Raw genomic sequence first — 4811 nt, forward strand, 5'->3', positions numbered from 1 at the left:
CAAGGGCGCCGTCGCCGTCGCCCCCGGAACCGCGGTGCCGACCGATAACTCACGGCCCGAACCCCGGCAGATCTGGATGGCGATCGCTCCCTACCTGATCATCATCGCGGTGTTCTCCGTGGCCCAGCTTCCGTTCGTGAAGACCTGGCTTGGCCAGGTCGGCAGCGTGACCTTCGCCTGGCCCGGCCTGGACATCACCGATTCGGCCGGCAAACCGGTTGCGGCCACCAAGTTCAAGCTCGACCACCTCAAGGCGACCGGCACCCTGTTGCTGTTCTCCGGGCTGATCACCATGGCGCTGTACAAGATCACCGCCTCGCACGGCCTGCGCATCTACCGGGACACTTTGGTCCAGCTGCGCTGGACCATCGTCACAGTCACCGCGGTCCTGGGCCTGTCCTTCGTGATGAACCTGTCCGGCCAGACCACCACCCTGGGATTCGCGCTGGCCTCCGCGGGCGGATTCTTCGCCATCCTCTCGCCACTGATCGGATGGATCGGCGTCGCCCTGACCGGCTCCGACACCTCCTCCAACTCCCTGTTCGGCCAGATGCAGGCCACCGCAGCGGCGCAGACCGGTCTGTCTCCGGTGCTGATGGCCGCCGCCAACTCCTCCGCCGGCGTGATGGGCAAGATGCTGTCGCTGCAGAACCTGGCCGTTGCCGCCGCGGCTGTGGGCCTTGACGGCGCCGAGGGGACCCTGTTCCGCAAACTGATCGGCTGGAGCCTGGGCCTCCTGGCGCTCCTCACCGTGCTGATCTTCCTGCAGTCCACCCCCGTGCTCGGCTGGATGGTCCCCTGATGGCTCCCCTGGACCTGGCTGGCCTCCGCGCGGCAGTGCAGGATCCCGCCCAGGTGAAGACCCGGGCGATCGACCTGCACGCGAATGCCCATGACGCCTCGCACTTCCTGCTGATCCCGCAGGCCGTCGTCACGGCCGGGAGTGCAGCCGACGTCGGCGGTCTGCTGCGCGCCAGCGCGGCCCAAGGCGTGCCGCTGACCTTCCGCTCCGGCGGCACCAGCCTGAGCGGGCAGGCAGTCACCGACGGCGTGCTCGTGGATGTCCGCCGCAACTTCAGGGACATCGAAGTGCTCGACGACGGCGCGCGGGTCCGCGTCCAGCCCGGCGTCACCGTGCGGGCGCTCAATGCGAGACTTGCCCGCTACGGCCGGAAATTCGGGCCCGATCCGGCCAGCGAGGCAGCGTGCACCATCGGTGGGGTGGTCGCCAACAACTCCTCCGGCATGAACTGCGGCACCGTGGACAACACCTACCGCACCCTGGAGTCACTGACAGTGGTGCTGCCCTCCGGCACCGTGATCGACACCGGGGCGGCCGACGCCGACCAGAAACTCCGTGCCCTCGAGCCGGAACTCCATGAAGGCCTGGCCCGGCTGGCCGGGCGGGTCAGGAACAACCCGGACTCCATGCAGAGGATCCGGCAGCAGTTCTCCATGAAGAACACCATGGGCTACGGCCTGAACTCCCTGCTGGACTTCCAGACCCCGGCGGACATCATGGCCCACTTGATCGTCGGGAGCGAAGGCACCCTGGGATTCGTGGCCGAGGCGGTCTTCCGCACCATCCCGCGGCTCCCGCATGCCGCAGCGGGCCTGCTGGTGTTCCCGGACCTCGAGGCGGCCAACTCGGCGCTGCCCGCCCTCGTCGGGACGGGGGCGGCCACCGTTGAGCTGATGGATGCGTTGTCGCTCAAAGTGGGCCAGACACTCAAGGGAACGCCCGCCGTCGTGCAGGACCTGGCGGTCCGGGACCATGCCGCCCTGCTTGTGGAGTACTCCGCGGGCAGCGCCGGGCAGCTGGCGGAACTCCAGGGCCAGGGCGAGGGCATCCTCCACGGGCTCGGGCTCTCCGCCCCGGCCCGGTTTACCGGCGACGCGCGGGAACGCGCCCAGCTCTGGCAGCTCCGCAAGGGCCTCTACGCCTCGGTCGCCGGAGCGCGGCCCCAGGGCACCACCGCGCTGCTGGAGGACATTGTGGTCCCGGTCCCCGTGCTGGGGCGCACGTGCCGGGAACTGATCCGGCTCTTCGATAAATACAGCTACAGCAACAGCGTGATCTTCGGACATGCCAAGGACGGGAACGTCCACTTTATGCTCACGGACGGCTTCGCCACCGCGGCCGAACTGGACCGCTACAGCGCCTTTACCGAGGACATGGTGGAGCTGGTCCTGGCCGAGGGCGGATCGCTGAAGGCCGAGCACGGGACCGGGCGGGTCATGGCCCCGTACGTCCGACGGCAGTACGGCGATGAGCTCTACGACGTCATGCGCACCATCAAGCGGCTCTTCGACCCTGCCGCCATGCTCAACCCTGGCGTGCTGATGGATGAGGACCCGCGGGCGCATCTGCGGCACATCAAGACCACGCCGCCTGTTGCGGAGGAAGTGGACCGCTGCGTCTCCTGCGGCTACTGCGAGCCGGTGTGCCCCAGCAAGGACATCACCCTCACGCCGCGGCAGCGGATCGTCACGCTGCGCGCCATCGAATCCGCGCGGCTGGCCGGGGACACGGCGCTGGTCCGGGAGCTGGAGAAGGACTACGACTACGAGTCCGTGGACACCTGCGCCGTGGACGGGATGTGCCAGACGGCCTGCCCGGTCGACATCAACACCGGATCGCTTGTGAAACGCCTCCGGACGGCAGACGCCGGTCCGCTCGCCAACAGCGCCTGGAACGCCGCCGCGAAGCACTGGGAAGGCGTCACCCGCGGCGCCTCCCTGGCGCTGACGGTGGTAGACAGGCTGCCGGCCGCCGCCATCGCCCCGCCCAACAAGGCCGTGCGGGCAGTGCTCGGGACAGACACCGTCCCGCTGTATTCCGCCGAACTGCCCGGCGGCGGTTCGGTGCGGAAGCGTCCGACGCCGTTGGGTGAGGTTGACGCTGTCTACTTCCCGGCCTGCGTGGGCACCATGTTCGGGCCGGCAGGAGCGGGGCCGGACGCCGAAGGCCGCGGCGTCCAGTACAGCTTCGAACAACTCTGCGCCCGGGCCGGGCTCACGCTCCTCGTCCCGGTTGGCATCGACGGACTGTGCTGCGGCACGCCCTGGTCCTCCAAAGGCATGGCCGCCGGCCAGAAAACGATGCGGGAGAAGACCCTGGCCGCCCTGCGGGAGGCAACCCGGGACGGCGAGCTTCCCATCGTCTGCGACGCCTCCTCCTGCACCGAGGGCCTGCGCCAGGCCGTGGAAGCGGACACACCCGCGCCCGGGCAGCGTGCCCTGCGCATGGTGGACGCCGTGGACTTCGCCGCGGACAACATCCTGCCCCGGCTGCCCGAGCACGGGAAACTGGAGTCACTCGCCCTCCACCCCACCTGCTCCTCCACCCGGATGGGCCTCAACGACGCCCTCGGGGCAGTTGCCGGCGCCGTGGCCGAGCGGGTCGAGATCCCCGACAACTGGGGATGCTGCGCGTTCGCCGGTGACCGGGGCATGCTGCACCCTGAACTGACAGCCTCGGCAACCGCCAAGCAGGCCGCGGAGGTGGCCGACATGGGCGCTGCAGCCCACGCCTCGTGCAACCGGACCTGCGAACTGGGCATGACCCGGGCCACGGGCGCCCAGTACCGCCACGTGCTCGAGCTGCTGGAGGAAGTCACGCGGTAGACAGAGCAACGCGGGGTCACGTCGCGCCCGTCCGGAGCTACGGGATGGGCGCGAGGTGACCCCGCGTTGCTGTCAGCGTTGCCGCTGGACCGTATCTGCGCAACAAATGATTAAATGATCATGTTCGGTTAGCATTTGAACATGAGTACTACGGAGGAGCGGCACCGCCGCATCGGCGAACTGCTGCGCCATCGGGAGCATGTGAGCGTCGATGAGCTCATGACCGCCTGCGGCGCCTCCGGGGCGACGATCCGCCGCGACCTGGACGTCCTGGCCCTCCACGGGGTTCTCCGCCGGGTCCACGGCGGTGCCCGGAGCCTCGTGCTGGGCGGCGAAAACCCCGAATACGGTCAACGCGAAATCGAGGACCTTGCGGTCAAGGTGCGGATTGCTGCCGGCGTCGCCGCCCTGTTGCCGGACCGCGGTCACGTCTGGCTGGACAGCGGCACCACGGCCACCGAGGTGGCCCGGCAGTTGCGGCAGCGGCAAATGACCCTGATGCCGATGTCGCTGCGGGCCGTCAATGCGCTGACCGAGGGAGGGCCGGCCGCCGGCCGGCATCCCGAACTGCTGCTGCCCGGCGGGAGCCTGATCAACGGTGAACAGTCCTTCCGCGGCCCCATGACGGAAACCAACATCCGTTCCCTGCGGTTTGACGCTGCCGTGGTCACGCCGTGCGCGCTCAACCTCCGGGACGGACTGTTGGCCCACGACCTCGACGACGCGGCCGTGAAGCGCGCCGGACTGGAATCCGCTGGCCGGGTGATCGTCGCCTGCTCCGGAACCAAGTGGAACGCCAGCGCCGTTGCGCTCGTCGCGCCCCTGGCCGCCGTGGATGTCCTCGTCACGGACCGGCAGTTCAGTACCGAAGAACTTGACCGGCTCACCCAAAACTCGGTGGAAGTAGTGATCGTATGACCAGGACGGCAACCCGCCCGCAGCTCAAGGCCGCCGCCGCGGCGACCTTCCTGATCTTCGGAATCAACGGGCTGGTGTTCGCCAGCTGGGCCGCCCGCATCCCCGCGGTGACGGACATCCTGAATATCTCCTCCGGACAGATGGGAACCCTGCTGCTCTGCGTGGCGGCGGGCTCACTGATCGCCCTGCCCACCGCCGGCCACGTGGTGGGCCGGATCGGGACGGCCAACGCCGTGCGCGCCGCCGGCCTTGTCGCCGCCCTGGCC

At 69.1% G+C, this 4811-nt stretch carries 3 protein-coding genes and 1 pseudogene; all 4 read left to right on the forward strand.

The window, feature by feature from the left end:
- Nucleotides 1-802, forward strand: an 802-nt coding sequence (locus K789_RS0100515) for an L-lactate permease (protein WP_024365038.1), incomplete at its 5' end; no start/stop codon positions are given.
- Nucleotides 802-3627, forward strand: a complete 2826-nt coding sequence (locus K789_RS0100520) for an FAD-binding and (Fe-S)-binding domain-containing protein (RefSeq protein WP_024365039.1) — start codon at nucleotides 802-804, stop codon at nucleotides 3625-3627. The genes K789_RS0100515 and K789_RS0100520, both read left to right, overlap by 1 nt.
- A 141-nt stretch (nucleotides 3628-3768) precedes the next feature.
- Nucleotides 3769-4545: a DeoR/GlpR family DNA-binding transcription regulator gene (locus K789_RS0100525; protein WP_024365040.1), complete on the forward strand. Its 777-nt coding sequence runs from the start codon at nucleotides 3769-3771 to the stop codon at nucleotides 4543-4545.
- Nucleotides 4542-4811: pseudogene (locus K789_RS0100530) on the forward strand (MFS transporter); the annotation flags it as partial. The gene K789_RS0100525 and the pseudogene K789_RS0100530, both read left to right, overlap by 4 nt.

The organism is Arthrobacter sp. TB 26, assembly GCF_000427315.1.
Taxonomy (GTDB): domain Bacteria; phylum Actinomycetota; class Actinomycetes; order Actinomycetales; family Micrococcaceae; genus Arthrobacter.

Bases quoted from the DNA above. Each gene is read 5' to 3' on its own strand.
- K789_RS0100520 (WP_024365039.1), top strand. From the start codon at position 802: ATGGCTCCCCTGGACCTGGCTGGCCTCCGCGCGGCAGTGCAGGATCCC.
- K789_RS0100525 (WP_024365040.1), top strand. From the start codon at position 3,769: ATGAGTACTACGGAGGAGCGGCACCGCCGCATCGGCGAACTGCTGCGC.